General features: G+C 68.7%; 17 protein-coding genes. 14 read left to right on the top strand and 3 right to left on the bottom strand.

What is annotated here, in order from left to right:
* Positions 1-2 precede the first annotated feature (2 nt).
* The 12 genes from ACSVDD_RS07235 to ACSVDD_RS07180 all read left to right on the top strand — a co-directional run bounded on the left by ACSVDD_RS07235 (position 3) and on the right by ACSVDD_RS07180 (position 13,388).
* Positions 3-1,166, top strand: a complete 1,164-nt coding sequence (locus ACSVDD_RS07235; protein ID WP_448188653.1) for a DegT/DnrJ/EryC1/StrS family aminotransferase — start codon at positions 3-5, stop codon at positions 1,164-1,166.
* Between the two features lie 208 nt (positions 1,167-1,374).
* Entirely contained in the window at positions 1,375-2,721 is a 1,347-nt protein-coding gene (locus tag ACSVDD_RS07230) for a lipopolysaccharide biosynthesis protein (protein WP_448188652.1), read from the top strand.
* A complete protein-coding gene (locus ACSVDD_RS07225) occupies positions 2,718-4,019 on the top strand; it encodes a glycosyltransferase family 4 protein (RefSeq protein WP_448188651.1) in 1,302 nt (433 codons plus the stop codon). The genes ACSVDD_RS07230 and ACSVDD_RS07225 overlap by 4 nt, the downstream gene beginning before the upstream one ends.
* Positions 4,012-4,947: a DUF1565 domain-containing protein gene (locus tag ACSVDD_RS07220; protein ID WP_448188650.1), complete on the top strand. Its 936-nt coding sequence runs from the start codon at positions 4,012-4,014 to the stop codon at positions 4,945-4,947. Before ACSVDD_RS07225 ends, ACSVDD_RS07220 begins: the two co-directional genes overlap by 8 nt.
* Positions 4,948-4,964: 17 nt before the next feature.
* Positions 4,965-6,392, top strand: a complete 1,428-nt coding sequence (locus ACSVDD_RS07215; RefSeq protein ID WP_448188649.1) for a nucleotide sugar dehydrogenase — start codon at positions 4,965-4,967, stop codon at positions 6,390-6,392.
* Positions 6,393-6,397: 5 nt separating this feature from the next.
* A complete protein-coding gene (locus tag ACSVDD_RS07210; protein ID WP_448188648.1) occupies positions 6,398-7,390 on the top strand; it encodes an NAD-dependent epimerase/dehydratase family protein in 993 nt (330 codons plus the stop codon).
* Between the two features lie 308 nt (positions 7,391-7,698).
* The gene (locus tag ACSVDD_RS07205) at positions 7,699-8,064 is read left to right on the top strand and encodes a VanZ family protein (RefSeq protein WP_448188647.1); all 366 of its coding nucleotides are present in this window, start codon (positions 7,699-7,701) and stop codon (positions 8,062-8,064) included.
* Between the two features lie 76 nt (positions 8,065-8,140).
* Complete coding sequence (locus ACSVDD_RS07200; protein WP_448188646.1) at positions 8,141-8,578, top strand: GlcG/HbpS family heme-binding protein; 438 nt, start codon at positions 8,141-8,143, stop codon at positions 8,576-8,578.
* Positions 8,579-8,722: 144 nt separating this feature from the next.
* Positions 8,723-10,909, top strand: coding sequence for a malate synthase G (locus tag ACSVDD_RS07195; RefSeq protein ID WP_448189148.1), 2,187 nt, complete (start codon positions 8,723-8,725; stop codon positions 10,907-10,909).
* A 134-nt stretch (positions 10,910-11,043) separates the two neighbouring features.
* Complete coding sequence (locus ACSVDD_RS07190; RefSeq protein ID WP_448188645.1) at positions 11,044-11,292, top strand: hypothetical protein; 249 nt, start codon at positions 11,044-11,046, stop codon at positions 11,290-11,292.
* A gap of 2 nt (positions 11,293-11,294) precedes the next feature.
* Positions 11,295-11,591, top strand: a complete 297-nt coding sequence (locus ACSVDD_RS07185) for a type II toxin-antitoxin system RelE/ParE family toxin (protein WP_448188644.1) — start codon at positions 11,295-11,297, stop codon at positions 11,589-11,591.
* A gap of 315 nt (positions 11,592-11,906) precedes the next feature.
* The gene (locus ACSVDD_RS07180; RefSeq protein WP_448188643.1) at positions 11,907-13,388 is read left to right on the top strand and encodes a mannitol dehydrogenase family protein; all 1,482 of its coding nucleotides are present in this window, start codon (positions 11,907-11,909) and stop codon (positions 13,386-13,388) included.
* A gap of 13 nt (positions 13,389-13,401) precedes the next feature.
* On the opposite strand, the gene ACSVDD_RS07175 is transcribed toward ACSVDD_RS07180, so the two are convergent.
* Both ACSVDD_RS07175 and ACSVDD_RS07170 read right to left on the bottom strand, forming a co-directional pair.
* On the bottom strand, positions 13,402-14,316 hold the full coding sequence (locus ACSVDD_RS07175; RefSeq protein WP_448188642.1) for a DMT family transporter: 915 nt from the start codon (positions 14,314-14,316) through the stop codon (positions 13,402-13,404).
* 142 nt (positions 14,317-14,458) lie between these two features.
* Positions 14,459-15,136, bottom strand: a complete 678-nt coding sequence (locus ACSVDD_RS07170) for a hypothetical protein (RefSeq protein ID WP_448188641.1) — start codon at positions 15,134-15,136, stop codon at positions 14,459-14,461.
* Positions 15,137-15,574: 438 nt separating this feature from the next.
* Between ACSVDD_RS07170 and ACSVDD_RS07165 the strand changes: the two genes are divergently transcribed.
* Entirely contained in the window at positions 15,575-15,808 is a 234-nt protein-coding gene (locus ACSVDD_RS07165; protein WP_448188640.1) for a hypothetical protein, read from the top strand.
* Positions 15,809-15,901: 93 nt separating this feature from the next.
* On the opposite strand, the gene ACSVDD_RS07160 is transcribed toward ACSVDD_RS07165, so the two are convergent.
* Positions 15,902-16,960, bottom strand: a complete 1,059-nt coding sequence (locus ACSVDD_RS07160; protein ID WP_448188639.1) for a tartrate dehydrogenase — start codon at positions 16,958-16,960, stop codon at positions 15,902-15,904.
* 105 nt (positions 16,961-17,065) lie between these two features.
* On the opposite strand from ACSVDD_RS07160, the gene ACSVDD_RS07155 reads away from it, so the two are divergent.
* The gene (locus ACSVDD_RS07155) at positions 17,066-17,815 is read left to right on the top strand and encodes a sulfite exporter TauE/SafE family protein (protein WP_448188638.1); all 750 of its coding nucleotides are present in this window, start codon (positions 17,066-17,068) and stop codon (positions 17,813-17,815) included.
* Positions 17,816-17,903: the final 88 nt, after the last annotated feature.

Below are 17,903 nucleotides of genomic sequence, written 5' to 3'. Positions count from 1 at the left end.
GCATGACCGATCCTATCCCCATGCGCCGCGCAATCGAGTTCATCGACCTCGGCCGGCAGCAGCAGCGCATCCGCGACCGGCTCGACGCCGCCGTCGCCCGCGTCCTCGACCATGGCGGCTACATCATGGGACCGGAGGTGGGTGAACTGGAGCGCAAGCTCAGCGCCTTCTGCGGCGCCAAACACGCGCTGTCCTGCGCCAACGGCACCGACGCGCTGGTGCTGGCGCTGATGGCGAAGGGCTTGAAGCCCGGCGAGGCGGTGATCTGCCCGAGCTTCACCTTCTGCGCCACGGCGGAGGCCGTGAGCATGCTGGGCGGCGTTCCGATCTTCGCCGACGTGCTGGAGGATACCTTCAACCTCGACGCCGAGAGCCTGAAGAAGGCGATCCTCACGGCGCGCGAGCAGGGATTGCCGCTGGCCGGCGTCATCAGCGTCGACATCTTCGGCCAGCCCTGCGACTACGACGCCATCGAGCCCATCGTGCGCGAGAACGGCCTGTGGCTGGTCTGCGACGCGGCGCAGGCGTTCGGCGCGGTCTACCGTGGCCGTCCCGTGGGCGGCATCGGCGACATCACCACCACCAGCTTCTTCCCGGCCAAGCCGCTGGGCTGCTACGGCGACGGCGGCGCGGTATTCACCGACGACGACGAGACCGCGGCGGTTCTGAAGTCGCTGCGCGTGCACGGCCAGGGCACGGACAAGTACGACAACGTCCGCATCGGCATGAACGGCCGCCTCGACACCCTGCAAGCGGCGATCCTCATCGAGAAGCTGGCGATCTTCCCGGACGAGCTGGAAGCCCGCGCCCGTGTGGCCGAGCGCTACGACGCGCTGCTGCCGGCCGATCTGGCGCGCCCGGCGCTGCTGGCGGGCTGCACGTCGGCCTGGGCGCAGTACACGCTGCGCACCGGGTCGCGCGACGCGGTGATGAAGCAGCTGAAGGAGAACGGCGTGCCGTCGGCGATCTACTACGCCCGGCCGCTGCACCGCCAGCGCGCCTACCAGCACTACCCGGTGGCCGGCGGCGCGCTGCCGGTGACCGACCGCCTGATGGAAACGGTGCTGAGCCTGCCCATGCACCCCTACCTGACCGAGGAGGACCAGCGGTACATCGCCGAAAGCTTCCGGCCGGGCGTCGTGGCCACTCAGGCGGCGGCGGAATGAGGACGGTGCTGGCAATGGCGACGTTTGCCCCCACCCCAGAGCGGTCTCCGCTATGGACTGAAGCCCCTCTCCCTTTACGGGAGAGGGGTTGGGAAGAGGGTGGCGCCGCGAAGCGGCCAGGAACTGTTCTGCCGCCTCCCGGCGGCTATCCCCCTCTCCCCAACCCCTCCCCCGCGAGGGGGGAGGGGCATAACGAGGACTCACCCGCATGACCGCGGCGGCAAAGGGGCTGGCGGACGGCGCCCGGCAACACGGGTCGTTCCTCCGGCGCGTGTCCGGCGACGTGCTGCGCATCTCCGGCGCGGTGGGGCTGGCGCAGGTGCTCGCCTTCGCCGCCTCGCCGCTGCTGACCCGGCTGTACAGCCCGGACGCCTTCGGCCACTTCGCCATTTTGGGCGCGGTGGTCACGACACTGACGCCGCTCGCCTCGCTGCGCTACGGCTGGGCGCTGCCGCTGCCGCGGGAAGAGGCGGTGGCCCGCGACCTGCTGGCGCTCTGTCTGGTGGTGGTGTCGGGCTTCGCCGCAATCGTCGGACTGGCGGGCACGCTGCTGTGGATGGGCCTGGAGGGCTGGATCGAGATCCGCCCGATGGATGTGGCGCTGCTCGCTCTGGCGATGCTGGTGATCGGCCTGCACGAGGTGGGCACCAGTTGGCTGGTCCGCCAGCAGGCGTTCCGTCCGGTGGCCGCGGTGCGCTTCACCACGCTGGTCGCCACGGTGGCCTTGCAGATCGCGCTGGGCGCCGTCGAGCCCGGCGCCACCAGCCTGATGCTGGGTTTCATCGGCGGCTACCTGTCCGGCTTCCTGCTGGGAGCTTTCCATTTTCGCCGAACCCTGGCGACCAGCGTGCGCGCCATGGATTCCGGCCGCATGCGGCGCGCGGCCGTGGAATACCGCAAGTTCGCCCTGGTCACCGCGCCCTCGGGCGTGGTCAACGGCATCGGTTCGCTGCTGCCGGCCATGGCGCTGCCGTCGCTGTACGGCTTGGCGGTCACCGGGCAATGGTCGCTGGCGGCGCGCGTGCTGTGGCAGCCCACGGCCTTCGTCGGACAGGCTGTCAACCAGGTGCTATGGGGCACCGCGGCCCGCCTCCAGCACGACGACCCCAAGCGCCTGTGGCTGCTGTTCGTCGTGCTGAACGCCGGGCTGCTCGCCGCCATGACGCCGGCCTTGGTGCTGGTCTGGTACGGCGAGGCGCTGTTCTCGCTGATCTTTGGTCCGGCCTGGGCGCAGGCCGGAAGCTTCGCCGGGATCATCGTGCTGTCCAGCGTCATCAGCCTCGCCGCGCAGGGCACGACCAGCCTGCATGTCTACGGCCTGAACCTGTGGATGTCGGCCTGGGAGGTCGGGCGGCTGCTGGTGGCCGGCGCCGCGCTGGCGGTTTCCTGGCACCTGGATCTGTCGCCCATGGGCTGCATCGCAGCACTCACCGCGGCCAACGCCGCCTGCGACACCGCGCTGATGGCGCTCAACGCGCTGGCCGTGTGGCGCATCCGGGCGCGGGCCGAACTGATTTCGCCCCATCCCATCATCTCACCGAAGTCATCCGCATGAACATTTTGCTCATCAATCACTATGCAGGCTCCGACCGGCTCGGCATGGAGTACCGGCCCTTCTACCTCGCCCGCGAGTGGGTGGCGGCCGGGCATCGGGTGACCATCGTCGCGTCGAGCTATTCGCACCTGCGCGCCCATCAGCCCGACGTGCCATCCGACTTCGCGGTCACCGAGGAGGAGGGCGTGCGCTTCCGCTGGGTGCGCACCGGGCGCTATTCCAGCAACGGCCTGGGGCGGGTCGCCAATATGGCGACCTTCGTGGGGAAGCTGTACGCCAACGCCCACCGCCTCGCCCGCGAGGAGCGGCCGGACGTGGTCATCTGCTCGTCCACCTACCCGCTCGACATCTACCCCGGCGCGCGGATCGCGCGGAAGGCGGGGGCGCGGCTGGTGTTCGAGGTGCATGACCTGTGGCCGCTGACCCCGATGCTGCTGGGCGGCTATGCGCCGGGGCATCCGTTCATCCGCGTCATGCAGCACGCCGAGGACTACGCGTGCCGGCACGTGGACACGCTGATCTCCATCCTGCCGCACACCCGCGACTATCTGGTCGGGCGCGGCCTGGACCCGGCGAAGTTCGCGCACGTTCCCAACGGCATCCCCGTCGCCGCTTTCCTGGCCGCCGGGCCGGGCAAGCTGCCGCCCGCGATCACCGAACGCATCGCCGCCGAGCGCGCCCGTGGGCATTTCCTGGTCGGCTATGCCGGCGGCATCAACCCGTCCAACCCGGTCGAGACCATCCTGGAGGCGGCGATCCTGCTGAAGGACGAGCCGATCTCCTTCCTGTTCGTCGGCGGCGGGGCGGCGGAGCGCGCGTTCAAGGCGCGGATGGAACAGGCGGCGCTGCCCAACGCCGTCCACATGGGGGTCATCCCCAAGGCGTCGGTGCAGGCTTTCCTGGCGGAGATGGACGCGCTGACCATGCCGTGGAAGAGCAGCCCGATCTACCGCTACGGCGTGTCGCCCAACAAGATGTTCGACTACATGCTGGCCGGCCGCCCCGTCGTGCAGTCCTGCGACGCCGGCAACGATCTGGTGGCCGAGGGGCAGTGCGGAATCACCGTTCCGCCCGAAGACCCCCAAGCCTTTGCCGACGCCCTCCTCCGCCTGTCCCGCATGCCCCCGGCCGAACGCGCGCGCCTCGGCGAGAACGGCCGGCGTTTCGTTTTGGAGCACCATGATTACCGCATCCTCGCCTCCCGCTTCATCGCCGCCATGGCGCCGGTCCGCGCCGATGTGGCCGTTCGCCCCGGTGTTGTTGCTGGCAGCCGGCCTGTGGTCGGCTTGCGTGGCTGAGGCGGCCGACCTGCCAGCCGATCTATTCGTGTCGCCCCAGGGTTCCGACGAGAACCCCGGCACGGCGGAGGCGCCGTTGCGCACGATCCCGCAGGCGGCGCAGGCGGCTGGGCCGGGGACCATCGTGCACGTGGCGCCGGGCGTCTACGAGGGCGGCTTCATCACGCGCGCCGATGGCGTGCGGTATCTCTCCGCGGTGATGTGGGGGGCGAAGATCGTGCCGCCGGCGGACTCGCCCAACAAGTTCGGCTGGGACAACCGCGGCGCCGACGTGCGCATCGACGGCTTCGAGGTGGACGGCAGCGCCTACCGCGGCGGCGTGCCGTGGCGGTGGGGGCTGTATACGGCCGGCAGCAACTCGATCATCGCCAACGCCAAGGTGCACGGCATCGCACTCGACCCGGCGGCGGCCACCGACGACAGCGGCGGAGCGGGGATCGGCGGCGACGGCTATTACGGCGCCACCAACATCACGGTGACCCGCAACTTCGTCTACGACATCGGCCCGGCCGGCGTCACCAGCAACCTCGTGCACGGCATCTACGTCACCACCACCGGCGCCGTCACCGACAACGAGGTGCACGGCATCGTCGGCACCGCCATCCATCTCTGGCACGACGCCCGCCGGGTGGTCGTCGCCGGCAACCGGGTGTCGGGCGCCAAGTTCGGCATTCTGGTCGGCGGCGGCGACTACGTCACCACCAGCGGGCCGAACGACCACACGGAGGTCTACGACAACATCGTCCACGGCAACCGGGCCTGCGGCATCGCCGAGCAGGGCGATACCGGGCGCCACAACCGCTACGCCGGAAACCGCGTGTCCGGCAACAGCCGCGACTGGTGCTTGCAGAACGGATTGGCCGACCTCGGTCCCGGCGCCATGCCGCCCCGGAGATGGGAAGGCATTCACCCGGCCGGCATTCGATGATCATGAGGGGAATTGGCATGAATTATTGCATCACGCCGGCCGAGGCGCTCGGCCTCCGCGTCGACCGCAGCCGGCCGGTCGTCTGCGTGCAGGGGCTGGGGTTCGTCGGCTCGGCCATGGCCATCGCCATCGCCAACGCCCGCGACGGGGACCGGCCGCGCTATTCCGTGATCGGCGTCGATCTGCCAACCGAAGCCGGCCGGCACCGCGTGTCGTGCATCGGGCGCGGCGAGATGCCGTTCCCCAGCGGCGACCCGGCGCTGGACACGGCGCTCGCCCGCGCGCACGACGCGGGCAACCTGACCGCCACCGTCGACCCGGAGGTGTTCTCCATCGCCGACATCGTGCTGGTGGACATCAACCTGGACATCGACTGGTCGGCCCCACAGCCGGAGGTGCGCTTCGCCCCCTTGCAGAGCGCCATGGACGTGTTGGGCGCGCGGTTGCGGCCGGGGGCGCTGGTCATCGTCGAGACGACCGTCCCGCCCGGCACCTGCGAGCGCATCATCGCCCCCCGCCTCGCCGCCGCCATGGAGGCGCGCGGCCTGCCGGCGGATTCCATCCGGGTGGCGCATTCGTACGAGCGCGTGATGCCTGGCGCGCAGTATTACGATTCCATCGTCAACTACTGGCGCGTCTACGCCGGCCTGACGCCCGAGGCGGCCGACGCGTGCGAACGGTTTCTCTCCACGGTCATCAACGTCGCGGACTACCCGCTGACCCGCCTGGGCTCCACCACCGCGTCGGAGACGGCCAAGGTGATGGAGAACAGCTACCGCGCCGTGACCATCGCCTTCATGGAGGAGTGGGGCCGCTTCGCCGAAGCGGTGGGCATCGACATGTTCGAGATCGTCGGCGCCATCCGCAAACGCCCGACGCACGCCAACATGCGCCAGCCCGGCTTCGGCGTCGGCGGCTATTGCCTGACCAAGGACCCGCTGTTCGGCGCGGTGGCGGCGCGCACGCTGTTCGACCGGCCGGACCTGTCCTTCCCGTTCTCCAGCGAAGCGGTGCGCACCAACGCCGCCATGCCGCTGGTGGCGCTGGCCAAGCTGCGCGAGCGGTTCGGCGGCGAACTGGCCGGGCGGCGCATCCTGTTGCTGGGCGTCTCCTACCGCGAGGACGTCGGCGACACCCGCTATTCGCCGGCGCAGACCTTCGTCGAGACCGCCGAGCGCGAGGGGGCCGTGGTGACCGCCCACGACCCGCTCGTGAGCTTCTGGACGGAACTCGCCCGCCCGCTGCCCGGAGAATTGCCGGACGCGGCGGGCTTCGACGCCGTCGTCTTCACCCAAGGCTCCCCGACCTACCGCGGGCTCGACCTCGCGGCGTGGCTGGGGGGCGCGCGGGTGGAGGTGATCGACGCCAACAACGTCCTGACGGACGACCAGCGCCGCCAGCTTCGCGATCTGGGCTGCGGCTTCACCAGCATCGGACGGGGGTGAGGATCATGCTCAAGGCACTCGTGACCGGCGGCGCCGGCTTCATCGGCTATCACCTCGCCCGCGCGCTCGCCGAGCGCGGCTATGCGGTGGACATTCTCGACAACCACGCCCGCGGCGTGCGCGACGACGCGTTGCAGGCTCTGCTCGCCCAGCCCGGCGTGCGGATGCTGGAAGCCGATCTGCGCGACCCCGCCATCGCGCAAACGATGGACACCGACTACGACCGCATCTTCCATCTGGCGGCCATCATCGGCGTGGCGCAGGTCCGCTCGCGACCCTATGAGGTGCTAACGGCCAACGTCGCCATGCTGGAGACGGTGCTGGGCATCGCACGGCGGCAGAAGGCGCTGGGGCGGGTGCTGTTCGCGTCCACCAGCGAGATCTACGCCGGCACGCTCCAGGCGTTCGGCATGCCGGTGCCGACGCCGGAAGACACGCCGCTGACGGCCGGCGACCTGACCGAGCCGCGCACGTCCTACATGCTGTCCAAGCTGTACGGCGAGGCGATGTGCCGTTTCTCGGGCGTGCCCTTCACCATCGTGCGCTTTCACAACGTCTACGGCCCGCGCATGGGGATGTCGCACGTCGTCCCGCAACTGCTGGAGAAGGCGCACAAGCTGGGCGGCGACACCCCGCTGGAGGTGGCGAGCGTCGAGCACAGCCGGTCGTTCTGCTATGTGGACGATGCGGTCGAGTACCTGATCCGCATGTGCATGCTGCCCAACTGCACCAGCCAGACCTTCAACGTCGGCACCCAGACACCCGAGGTGCGCATCGGCGACGTGGCGCAGGTCATCCTCGACGTGGTCGGCCGCGCCAACCCGATCACCGCCCTGCCGGAAACGCCCGGCTCCCCGGCACGGCGCGCCCCGGACATGACCAAGGCCATCGAGGCGACCGGCTTCCGCTCGCGCGTCGATCTGCGGACCGGCGTGCAGCGGACCTACGACTGGTACCGAGAGCACGTGTTCGAACGCGCCGAAATCTGTGCGGTTTAGGGAGGACGCCTCCCAATTCGCCTTAGCACGGAAGATGAGTTTGCGGTTCGCCATAGCTCTGTCAGTATTTCTTCAGCCGTTGGACAATGCTGGGAACCCAAGACCCTCGTCATCGGGAGGTGCGGCGGACCGGCCTCGGCACAGTGAGGGCCGCTCTTCGGAGCGGCCCTTGCGTTTTTCGTCCATCTGCCGTCCGACTTCATCAGGACGAGGCACCCCGTAAGGGCCATCGCTTGTCGCTGGCGGCTCCGATACAGGTGGGCATAGGCTTCACCACCCTTCCCGAGACTATGACCGGATACACGCCCTTGCCGCCGTCGCTTCGCCGCATCGCCGCCGCATCGCTGATCGCCGCCGCCGCCTTCGCCTTCTGGGCCGCCATGCAGCCAAGCCTGGCCCTGCCCGGCCATATCCTCGACAAGCTCGCCCACATCGGCACGTTCGCGGTGCTCGGCGCGCTTGCGCTGGCCGCGTCGTCCGATCGCCGGACGCTGCTGCTGGGTCTCGGAGGGCTAGCGGCGCTCGGCGGGCTCATCGAGATCGTCCAGTATTTCCTGCCGGGCCGGGAATCGAGCGTCGTCGATTTCCTGAGCGACATCGTGGGGATCACGCTGGGCACCTGGGCGGCGCGCCACGTCATCGGGCTGTGGCGCGAGCGGCTGTTCGCGCGGTAGCGGTACCCGAAGGCGCTTCCGGAGACATATTGCTGGGCACACCCGATTCTTCCCAGCACCGGAAAGTGATCACGCCATGACCCTGACCCTCGCCCAAGCCGACGCCATCGCCACCAAGACGCTGGAGACCGGCCGCGACAGGCGTTTCCAGCCGCTGACCGTCGCCGTGCTGGATTCCGGGGGGCACCTGAAGGTGCTGAAGCGCGAGGACAATTCCAGCATCCTCCGCCCGGAGATCGCCATGGGCAAGGCCTGGGGCGTGCTCGGCATGGGCTTCGGCGGGCGCGAGCTGGCACGGCGCGCCGCCAAGATGCCGGCTTTTTTCAACGCCGCCTCCGATCTTGCCGGCGGGTTGATGGTGCCGGTGCCCGGCGGGGTTCTGATCCGCGACACCGACGGCCACATCGTCGGCTCGGTCGGCGTCACCGGCGATCTGTCGGAGAACGATGAGCTGTGCGCCGTCGCCGGCATCGAATCCGTTGGACTGGCCGCCGACACCGGCGGCACCGAATAACCGCAATTCGGGGAAGATTCCGGCCTCGCGAGCGTGTACCTTGTCGCCGGATTGCCCCCAGGGGGCATGCGGTGAAAACGCGTCAGCCAGGCAAAAAACCTAAGCACCGCAGTGGTTTCGACTTAGGAGGAAAGAGCGGATATGGTGACGGAACGCATTCAGGTCGGCGGTTTGCAGGTCGCGGCTGAGCTTCATCGCTTCATCGAAAACGAGGCGCTGCCGGGCACCGGCGTCGCGCCGCAGCAGTTCTGGTCGGCGCTGGACGCCATCCTGCACGATCTGGCGCCGCGCAACCGCGCGCTGCTGGCGAAGCGCGATGCGTTGCAGGCGAAGATCGACGATTACTACCGAGGCCAGCGCGGCAAGCCCGCCGATTTCGCCGGCTACAAGAGCTTCCTGCAGGACATCGGCTACCTGCTGCCGGAAGGCCCGGACTTCACTGTTGCGACCAGCAACGTCGATGCGGAGATCTCCACCACCGCCGGCCCGCAGCTGGTGGTGCCGGTGATGAACGCCCGCTACGCGCTGAACGCCGCCAACGCGCGCTGGGGCAGCCTGTACGACGCGCTGTACGGCACCGACGCCATCCCCGACGCCGATGGCGCGGAGCGTGGCGCGAGCTACAACCCGAAGCGTGGTGCCAAGGTCATCGCCTTCGCCCGTGACGTTCTCGACAAAGCCGCCCCGCTGGCCGAGGGCTCGCACCGCGACTCCACCGGCTACACCATCGAGGGCGGCACGCTCAAGGTGGCGCTGGCGAACGGCGGCAGCACCGGTCTGGCGCAGCCCGGGAAGCTGGCCGGCTACACCGGCGGCGCCGCGGCGCCGACCTCCATCCTGCTCGCCCACAACAACCTGCACGTCGAAATCCGCATCGACCGCAGCCACGCCATCGGCAAGACCGACCCGGCAGGCGTGGCCGATCTGGTGGTCGAGTCGGCGCTGACCGCCATCATGGACTGCGAGGATTCGGTGGCCGCGGTGGACGCCGCGGACAAGGTCATCGTCTACCGCAACTGGCTGGGCCTGATGCGCGGCGACCTGACCGCCACGTTCCCCAAGGGCAACGGCACGGTCGAGCGCCGTCTGAACCCGGACCGCACGTATACGAAGCCGGCCATTAATAATCAGGGGGGCGGCACGCTGACCCTGCACGGCCGCAGCCTGATGCTGGTGCGCAACGTCGGCCATCTGATGACCATCAACGCCGTGCTGCTGAACGACGGCAGCGAGGCGCCGGAAGGCATCCTGGACGCCATGTGCACCTCGATGATCGCGCTGCACGACCTGAAGGGCACGGGTACGCTGCGCAACAGCCGCGCCGGTTCGGTCTACATCGTCAAGCCGAAGATGCACGGGCCGGAGGAAGTCGCCTTCGCCAACGAGCTGTTCGGCCGCGTCGAGGCCGCGCTGGGCATGGCGCCCAACACCGTCAAGATGGGCATCATGGACGAGGAGCGCCGCACTACGGTGAACCTCAAGGAGTGCATCCGCGCCGCCAAGGACCGCGTGGTGTTCATCAACACCGGCTTCCTCGACCGCACCGGCGACGAGATCCACACCGCCATGGAGGCCGGCCCGGTCATCCGCAAGGGCGACATCAAGAACGCCGCGTGGATCAAGGCGTACGAGGACTGGAACGTCGACACCGGCCTGCTGTGCGGCCTGAAGGGCCGGGCGCAGATCGGCAAGGGCATGTGGGCCATGCCGGACCTGATGGCCGACATGCTGAAGACCAAGATCGGCCACCCGATGGCCGGCGCCAACACCGCCTGGGTGCCCTCGCCCACCGCCGCCACGCTGCACGCCCTGCACTATCATCAGGTGAACGTGGCCGAGCGGCAGGCCGAGCTGGCGAGCCGCAAGCGCGCCAACCTGGACGACATCCTCACCATCCCGCTGGCCGACCGCCCGAACTGGTCGGAGGCGGAGATCCAGCAGGAACTGGACAACAACGCGCAGGGCATCCTGGGCTATGTGGTCCGCTGGATCGACCAGGGTGTGGGGTGCTCGAAGGTGCCGGACATCAACAACGTCGGCCTGATGGAAGACCGCGCGACGCTGCGCATCTCCAGCCAGCACATGGCGAACTGGCTGCACCACGGCATCTGCACCGAGGCGCAGGTCACCGAGACCATGAAGCGCATGGCCGTCGTGGTGGACAAGCAGAACGCCGGCGACCCGCTCTACCGGCCGATGGCGCCGGACTACGACAAGAGCGTGGCGTTCCAGGCCGCCTGTGACCTGGTGTTCAAGGGCCGCGAGCAGCCGAACGGCTACACCGAGCCGGTCCTGCACCGCCGCCGTATCGAGGCCAAGGCGCAAGCCTGACGTCAGGCACGCCGAGTGACGAGGGGGGGGCGTCGCACGAGAGTGAGGCGCCCCTCCCGCCTTCGGTTGTGTACGGTCGCGTGCAAAGGATGGATGTGCTACCATCCCGCTGGTTTCCGACGAGGGTCCGCACCATGTACATCGCTGGCGTCAATGTCCTGAACGGGGTTGCCGTGGCTGACAGGGACGAACCTGAAACCGATAATTTTGCTGAGTGTCCCGACTGGGCTCGGGCCGAACTTGATCGGCGAATCGAATCGCTGGATCGAGACAAAGGATTGACCACTCAGCAGGTGGCGCAAAGCATGCGTGCATGGCGAGAAGAGCGTCGCCGGATTAGGGAAGCGGCTCAACAGAGAGAGACCAAGGGGCCGGGCTTCTGATCATGTCGGTCACTTGGGCCGCCGATACGGTACGCGACTTCCAGCGCATCTATTTGCATAACGAAGACTTCAAAGGTGGTGATCGTGCCGACGAGATCGACGATCTCATTCGAAGCGAGGGAGACGCGTTGACTCCGGCCTCAGGATCACGATGGCGAGGAGGCCGCCCCGGCGAAAGGCGGAAGCTCATACGTTCCGAGGGATACTTGCTGTTCTTTCGTCAGAGCGGAAGCAATGTTGAAATCTTTGCCGTTGCGCACGCCAAGGAGAATTGGTCTGCATTGCTGGAAGAGCGGTAGCCCTGTGGATCATGTCCTCATATTGGTCTCCAACCCTCATGCGTGGAGGGTGAGGTACGGGGCGGGGATGACCCGCCCCTTTTTTTGTGCGTTGCCCAAGCAGTTTGGGCTTGCGCTTGGGAATTGATATTCTAGTATGAAAGCACCCATGCGGCACTGTGCAGTCCCGCATGGCGATTGGTTGCGCTGACGAACGTTTCCTCCGAACCACTGGGCCGCCGGACTCCCCCTCCGGCGGCCCTCTTTGTTGGTGGCCGCGGGGGTGGCCGGCTCCATATTCGTAAGCACGCGCCGGAACAGAATATGGGGAGGGAGATGCTCCACGTAGACCGCCTGCACCCCGCGCACCTCGGCTCCCTGCCCGCCGATGTCGCCCGGCCCGGCTACGACCGCGGGGCGTTGACCACCGGGATCGTCCATCTGGGCATCGGCGCTTTTCACCGCGCCCATCAGGCTGTCTACACCGACGACGCGCTGAACCGGGCGTTCGGCCCGTGGGGCATCTGCGGCGTCAGCCTGCGCAGCCCCGACACCCGCGACGCGCTGGCGCCTCAAGGCGGCCTGTACAGTGTGGCGGTGCGCGGCGCCGATGCCGAGCGCTTGCGCGTGATCGGCTCGGTCACCGAAGTGCTGGTGGCGCCCGAGGACAGGCAAGCGGTGCTGGAGCGGCTGACCCGGCCCGCCGTCCGCGTCGTCACCCTGACCGTCACCGAGAAGGGCTACTGCCACGACCCGGCGACGGGGGCGCTCAACGAGGAGCAGACGGGTATCCGCCACGACCTCGCCAACCCGCACGAGCCGCAGACTGCGCCGGGCTTTCTGGTGGAGGCGCTGGAGCGACGCCGCCGCGCCGGGGTGGCGCCGTTCACCGTGCTATCGTGTGACAATCTGCCGAGCAACGGCGACACGCTGGCCGGCATCCTGCGCCGGTTCGCCACTCTGCGCGACCCGGACCTGGGGCGCTGGGTGGCGGACGCCGTGGCCTGCCCCAACAGCATGGTGGACCGCATCGTCCCCGCCACCACCGACGACGACCGCGCCGCCGTCGCCCGCCGCCTGGGCTGCGAGGATGCGTGGCCGGTGATGACCGAGCCGTTCACCCAATGGGTGATCGAGGACCGATTCCCCACCGGCCGCCCGGCCTGGGAGCTGGAAGGCGCGGAACTGGTCGCCGACGTTCACCCGTACGAGTTCATGAAGCTGCGCCTGCTCAACGGCAGCCACTCGATCCTGGCCTATCTCGGCTATCTGGCGGGCTACCAGACCGTGTCGGAGGCCATTGCCGATCCGGCCTACGCCCGCCTGATCCGCGGCCTGATGGACGTGGAGGTGACGCCCACCCTGACGGTGCCGCCCGGCGCCGATCTGGAGCGTTACAAGGCGGCGCTGCTGGAGCGCTTCGCCAACCCGGCGCTGAAGCACCGCACGTGGCAGATCGCCATGGACGGCTCGCAGAAGCTGCCGCAACGCTTGCTCGGCACCATCCGCGACCGGCTGGCGGCGGGGGCGCCCATCGACCGGCTGGCGCTTGGCGTCGCCGCGTGGATGCGCTACGTCACCGGCCGCGACGAGCGCGGCCAGCCCATCGACGTGCGCGACCCGCTTGCCGCGCGCCTCGCCGAGATCGCCGCGCGGGCCGGGTCCGACGCGGGCACCCTCGCCGCCGCTTTCCTGAGCGTGCGAGACATCTTCGGCGACGACCTGCCGCAGAACGCGGCGTTCCACGGCGCCGTGACCGACGCCCTCGCCCGCCTGCTCAGCCAAGGCGCCCGGCGCACCGTCCAGGCCATGCCTTGAGCGTGGAGCGCCTTTACCGGCCGGGCCGCACCCGCCGCTGCTCGCGGTAGAGGATGTAGATGCCGCTGCCAACGATCACCACGGCGCCGGCCAGGGTGGCAGCGCTGGGTACCTCGCCGAACACCAGCACGCCGATCAGCGTCGCCCACACCAGCGTCGTGTAGCCGAACGGCGCCACCGTCGCCGCCGGGGCGGCGGTGTAGGCGCGGATCATGCAGAAGTGGCTGCCCGCTCCCAGAGCCCCCAGCAACAGCATCAGCCCCACCGACGCGAGGTCCGGCGTCACCCAGACGAAGGGCAGCGCCAGCGTGCTCAGCACCGTGCCGACGACGCTGGTGTAGAAGAATGTCGTCATGGTGGGGTCGCTGGTCTTCAGCATCCGCGTGACGATCTGGTAGAGCGCGTTGGACACCGCGGCCCCCAGCGGCAGCGCCACCGCCCATTGGAACACGCCGCTGGCCGGCCCGATGATCATCATGGCGCCGGCGAATCCGGCCAGCACCGCCAGCCCGCGCCGCCAGCCCACCGTCTCCTTCAGCATGGGAATCGACAGCACGGTGATCAGCACCGGCGTCACGCTGACGATGGCCGTCACGTCCACGAACGGCAGGATGCCCAGCGCCATCATCATCAGCAGCGTGATGGACAGCAGCAGAGCCGAGCGCACGAGCTGCAACCCCGGCCGCGCCGACACCAGCAGCCGCGGTGAGCGCCAGCTGACCAGCACCCCCGCCAGCAACAGATGCACGGTGAAGCGCGCCCAGGCCACCTCGAACACCGGGTAGCTCTGCACCAGCACGCGGGTCACCGCGTCCTGGCTGACGAACAGCAGCGTCGTGAGGACCATCCAGGCGATGCCGGCACGCGACGACACCCGCGCCTCGGCCGCCGAGACGCCCGACGCCACCACTCTCTCAAGGGAATCCATGCTCGACTTTCCGCGGCGTACGCCGGCCGTGCGACCGGAGCGGCACCGTAGCGGTTCGTCCGCGCACCCAACAACCCCCGGAACCGGGAGGCTGCATCACGGGGGCGTCATGGCAGGTCGGGAAATGGTTACAGGCTGGCCCTTACAGGCTGGCGGAATCGTCGATGCGCCACTCGACCAGTTCGGCGATGGCGGTCAGGCGCCGCTCGGCCAGCCAGATCACGGACAGCAGATCGGCGGCCACCGCGGCGAACAGCACGATGGTGACCGAGCCGGTCAGCACCGGCACCGTCACCCCCACCGCCGCCACCACAATGGCGACGACGATGGCGTCCGCCGCCGCACCGCGGGCGAAGCCGGCGACAGCCGGCGTGGATGGCTGCCACGTCCGCGGGCGCAGCGCGAAGGGGAAGCCCTGCGTGGCGCGCAGCAGTTCGCCCATGAACTCGACCGCTTCGTACGAGCGCACGGAGACGCGGCCCTGCCGCTGCGTCCGCGCGCCCAGGTCGGCGTTGATGGTGTCGGCCAGCGGTTGGAGCCGGCCGCCGATCTCGCGCTGGGCGGCGGCCAGCGCGCGCTCCGGCGCTTGCGTCCGCGCGCGCGACCAGCAAACGTACGCAACGCGCCAGAAGCCCTTCAGGGCCAGCGACAGGCCGATGGGGAGCCACAGCCATGCGGTCGGCACGATGGGGGCGAACACCACCGCCACCGCGATCATTACGAAGATCAGCCACGTCGCGGCCATGCCGAGGAAGGCCATGCGGCGGCGCAGGCGCGCCAGCCACTCGCGCAGCTGGCGCTGTCCGCTGGTCGCCGCCACGTGGCGGACGTCGTTCCATGGACCCGCATGAATGCCGGCCGGACCCCGCATCGCCGCACCTCGGCGCCGTTGTTCACCCGCCCATGAAACAGGACGGCGGGGCGGGAGGTCCACGGCAACTCGGGGGCTACCCGGTAGGGGAGCCGCCGAGTGGGCCGAACCATGTCGTTTGTACCTCGCCGAAGCCATCGTCTTCTGATCGTCAACCCCATCGTGTCCCTTTCTGGATTGGCATTCATGGTCGATGCGTTGTGACGGGCGTGGAGAAACGGGCTTCCGAGTTCGCAGTTCACGTGCGGCATCGACTCCTTCTTATGGCCGAGCCATAATTGGTCGAGTCCGTTCTCGGGCTTGCATATCCCAGCGCCTGATTCCGCCGAGCCGAACCCACGTTAGGGCTGTTGACGTCCAGGCAAACTCCATCAGGTGGAGGACAATATGAAAATTTCGAGATTGGTGGCGGCCGGAGTAGCGCTGATGGCGCTGTCGGCCTGCAATGAGACGGCCTACGGCGACCGCGGGTATTACAGGGATCGCGGCTATTACGACGATGGCCTTTTCGGCAACTCTGGCCAGTTCGGGGGCCGTGCGTATCGGGATCGGGATTACTATGGCGACCGCCGCCGGGGCCGCACGGATGAAGACGCGCCGCCGGTCAACGTGACGCACTGACGCCGCTTTGCGGCGTGGTGCCGCCAGCCGGCGGACGGAGTTCGGGCGTCCAAGGTCGAGCTACATACGTAACGGTCCGTCTGGCGCACGCCACTAGATCGCCGCGGCGATGGCTTCGCCAAGCTCCCTGGTGTTGGCCTTGCCGCCCATATCAGGGGTGCGGACATCGGCGTCGGCCAGCACGCGCTCGATGGCCTGGACGATGGCGGCCCCGGCGTCCGGGCGGCCGAGGTGGTCGAGCATCATCGCACCCGACCAGATCTGGCCGATGGGGTTGGCGATGCCCTTGCCGGCGATGTCCGGCGCCGAGCCGTGCACCGGCTCGAACATCGAGGGGAACTGGCGCTCCGGGTTCAGGTTGGCGGAGGGCGCGATGGCGATGGTGCCGGTGCAGGCCGGGCCAAGGTCGGACAGGATGTCGCCAAACAGGTTGGAGCCCACCACCACGTCGAACCAGTGCGGGTTGCGCACGAAGTGCGCGGCCAGGATGTCGATGTGGAACTGGTCGGTCTTCACGTCCGCGAACGCCGGCTTCATGGCGGCGAAGCGCTCGTCCCAGAAGGGCATGGTGTGGATGATGCCGTTCGACTTGGTGGCCGAGGTCAGGTGCTTCTTCGGCCTGTTCTGCGCCAGTTCGAAGGCGTAGCGCAGGATGCGGTCCACGCCCTTGCGGGTGAACATGGTTTCCTGCACGACGACTTCCTTGTCGGTGCCGGCGTAGAGGCGGCCGCCGATCTCGGAGTATTCGCCTTCGTTGTTTTCGCGCACGATCATCATGTCGATGTCGCCCGGCGCGCGGCCGGCCAGCGGGCACGGCACGCCCTTGAACAGGCGCACGGGGCGCAGATTGACGTATTGGCGGAACTCGCGGCGCAATGGGATCAGCAGCCCCCACAGCGACACGTGGTCCGGTACGCCGGGGAAGCCGACGGCACCGAGGAAGATGGCGTCGTGGTTGCGGATGGAGGCGATGCCGTCTTCCGGCATCATGCGGCCGGTCTTGCGGAAGCGCTCGCACGACCAGTCCAGATGGTCCCATTGGAAGGCGATATCGAACTTGCGGCCGATGGCCTCCAGCACACGGATGCCCTCGGGCACCACCTCGTGGCCGATACCGTCGCCGGGGATGACGGCGATGCGATGGCGCTCCATGGTTTCCTCCTTCTATTCTTATCGCGTCGACACCGAGCGTACCGGCAAGGAGATGGGACCGCGAATGCGCAATGGACATGCCTCCCCGCCGGCCGGAGTGCGGACGTGAGCGGCTTCGACCCGCTGCTCGTCGGCTATGCGATGGTCGTCTTCACGCTGGCCGGCGTGGTCAAGGGCGCCGCCGGCTTCGGCTTTCCGATGATCGCCGTGCCACTGCTGGCGCAGGCGATGCCGGTGCCGGTCGCCATCGCCTGGGCGCTGGTGCCGACCTTCGGCGCCAACCTCGTGCAGATGATCGAGACCCGCGCCTGCACCCATGTGCTGCGCACCATCTGGCCGCTGCTGGCCGTGCTGATGCCGGTCATGGCGGCTACCGTCCGGCTGGTGCCGGCCATGGACCCGCGGGTGCTCTATCTGCTGGTGGGCGTGCTCACCGAACTGGCGGCGCTGATGCAGTTCCTCGGCCGCATCCCGCGGGTGGAGGGGCGCGGGCGGCTGCCGCTGCTGCTGGCCAGCGGGGCGGCGGCCGGGATGTTGGGCGGCATGACGTCGTTCTTCGGCTTCCCGTCGCTTCAGGCCTTCCTGGCGATCGGCCTGACGGCGCGCGAGTTCGTGTTCGCGGCGAGCGCGCTGTTCCTGCTGGGCAGCGTCGTGCTGGGCGCCGGGCTGTCGCACCTGGGCGTGCTGGGGCTGGACGATCTGCTGGTTTCGGCGATGGGCGTGCCGGCCATGGTGCTGGGGCTGTCCATCGGCCAGCGCATCCGCAACCGCGCCTCGCCCAGGGTGTTCCGCAACTTCGTGCTGGGCACGCTGTTCCTCGTCGGCCTGAGCATGATCGCAAAAGGATTGGCCTAGGCCGAATTGGTCAGGCCATCAGACAGTTTGACAGCAACATCATACGTGCACTAACCTTCCTGAAAACCAAAAGCAGGGAGGGACGGCC

The sequence above is a fragment of the Azospirillum terrae genome (genome assembly GCF_053470425.1).
Note: the sequence above shows the minus strand (reverse complement) of the source record. Positions and strands in the feature narration are given on the sequence as shown.